This window comes from Methylibium sp. T29-B, from assembly GCF_000576225.1.
Lineage (GTDB): Bacteria > Pseudomonadota > Gammaproteobacteria > Burkholderiales > Burkholderiaceae_C > Methylibium > Methylibium petroleiphilum.
On sequence record NZ_AZSN01000309.1, the window covers coordinates 1 to 2,099 of the forward strand.

The window sequence follows — 2,099 nt, forward strand, 5'->3', positions numbered from 1 at the left end:
CCGCTGTGCAGCGTGGACGCCCAGGGGACCCGCGTGGCCGAGGTGCGCGAGCGCCTGGCCGCGAAGCGGGCTGCGCTGCGCGCGTCACTGGCGCAGACTTGAGCCCGGCCGAGACATCACCACGACGACCGACCCCGAGAGAGACCACGCCATGAGCAGCACCCCGTCCACGACCGACTCCGCAACGACCCCGCCTTCGCCGACAGCCCTCTCAGCGTCAACGCGGCCGTGCGCCCGCTGCTGCAGCGCCTGCTCGACCAGGCCGACGAGCTGCGCGTGCAGGTCGGCCAGGACGCGAGCGGCGTGCGCATCGTCGACGCCGGCATCGCCGCGCCGGGCAGCGTGGCCGCGGGCGTGCTGGTCGGCGAGATCTGCATGGGCGGCCTGGGCCGCGTGGCGCTGGCCGCACAGGGCTATGGCGACGCCAGCAGCGGCTGGCCGACCTGGCTGGAGGTCAGCAGCAGCCAGCCGGTGCTGGCCTGCCTGGCGAGCCAGTACGCCGGCTGGAGCCTGTCGGCCAGCAAGGAAGAGGCGGGCGGCAAGAAGTTCTTCTCGCTCGGCTCCGGCCCGGCGCGCGCGCTGGCCGGCAAGGAGGAGCTGTTCAAGGAGCTGGGCTACCGCGACCCGATCGCCGCGGCCGAGCGCAGCGGCGTGCTGGTGCTCGAGGTGGACCGCGCGCCGCCGCCGGTGGTGGTGGAGAAGGTGCTGCGCGACTGCGGCCTGCGCCCCGAGCAGCTGACGCTGATCCTCACGCCCACGCGCAGCCTGGCCGGCACGACACAGGTGGTGGCGCGCGTGCTCGAGGTGGCGCTGCACAAGGCGCACGAGCTGCATTTCCCGCTCGAGCACATCGTCGACGGCGTGGCGAGCGCGCCGCTGCCCTCGCCCGGCGCCGACGGCCTGGACGCGATGGGCCGCACCAACGACGCCATCCTCTACGGCGGCCGCGTGCAGCTCACGGTGCGCGGCGGTGACGACGCGGCGCGCCTGCTGGCCAAGGAGCTGCCGTCGCTGAACTCGCGCGACTACGGCCGCGGCTTCGCGGACATCTTCAAGGCGGCCGAGTACGACTTCTACAAGATCGACGGCGCGCTGTTCGCACCGGCCGAGGTGTGGGTGTCGAGCCTGGAGTCGGGCAAGACCTGGCATGCGGGCCGCCTGAACCTGGACCTGCTGCGCGGGCAATGGCTCGACGCGGCCTGAGCTTCCCGCTCCTGCGATGCGTGTTGCCATCTTCACGGACGAAACGGGCTGGCACACGCGCCAGTTGCAGACCGCGTTGCGGGCGCGCGGCGCCGAGGGCCGCTGCATCGACCTGGCCGACTGCCGCATCGACACCGCGGCGTCCTGGCACGGCCTGGTGATCCCCGGCTACGGCCGCGAGCTGCCCGACGCGGCGTTGGTGCGCGGCATCGCCGGCGGCAGCTTCGAGCAGGTGACGGTGCGGCTGGGCGTGCTGCACGCGCTGCGCGAGCTGGGCGTGCCGGTCTACAACGACGCGCGCGCCATCGAGCGCAGCGTGGACAAGTCGATGACCAGCCTGCTGCTGCACGCGGCCGGCATCCCGATGCCGCCGACCTGGGCGATGGAGTCGCCGGCCCAGGCGCAGCGCCTCGTCACGCGCGAGAGCGCGGCCGGCCGCGCGTTGGTGCTCAAGCCGCTGTTCGGCTCGCAGGGCAAGGGGCTGCGGCGTGTGGGCTGCGTGGACGGCGCGCACGTGCCGCTGCCGTCGCTGAAGGCCTATGGGGGGCTCGCCTACCTGCAGCGCTACGTCGAGTCGCCCGGCTTCGACTGGCGGGTGCTGGTGGTCGGCGGTCGCGCGATCGCGGCGATGCGGCGCTGCAGCGCGCACTGGATCCACAACCTCAAGCAGGGCGCGAAGGTCGAGCCGGCCGCGCTGACGCCCGAACTCGCCACGCTGGCCGAACGCGCCGCCGCGGCGCTGCAGATGGACTACGCCGGCATCGACCTGCTGCCCGGTGCCGACGGCCCGCAGGTGCTGGAGGTGAACGGCGTGGCCGCGTGGCAGGGGCTGCAGCGCGTCACGCCCTTCCCGATCGCGCGGGCGCTGGTCGACGACCTGCTCGACCGCAAGCTCG

Annotated in this window: 2 protein-coding genes; both read left to right on the plus strand. The window is 73.7% G+C overall.

Annotation, left to right across the window (positions count from 1 at the left end; genetic code table 11):
* The first annotated feature begins 228 nt into the window (after positions 1 to 228).
* The gene (gene mch / locus Y694_RS21460; protein WP_051495970.1) at positions 229 to 1,203 is read left to right on the plus strand and encodes a methenyltetrahydromethanopterin cyclohydrolase; all 975 of its coding nucleotides are present in this window, start codon (positions 229 to 231) and stop codon (positions 1,201 to 1,203) included.
* Between the two features lie 16 nt (positions 1,204 to 1,219).
* Positions 1,220 to 2,099: RimK family alpha-L-glutamate ligase (locus Y694_RS21465; protein WP_036236515.1), on the plus strand; the 880-nt coding region annotated here is incomplete at its 3' end.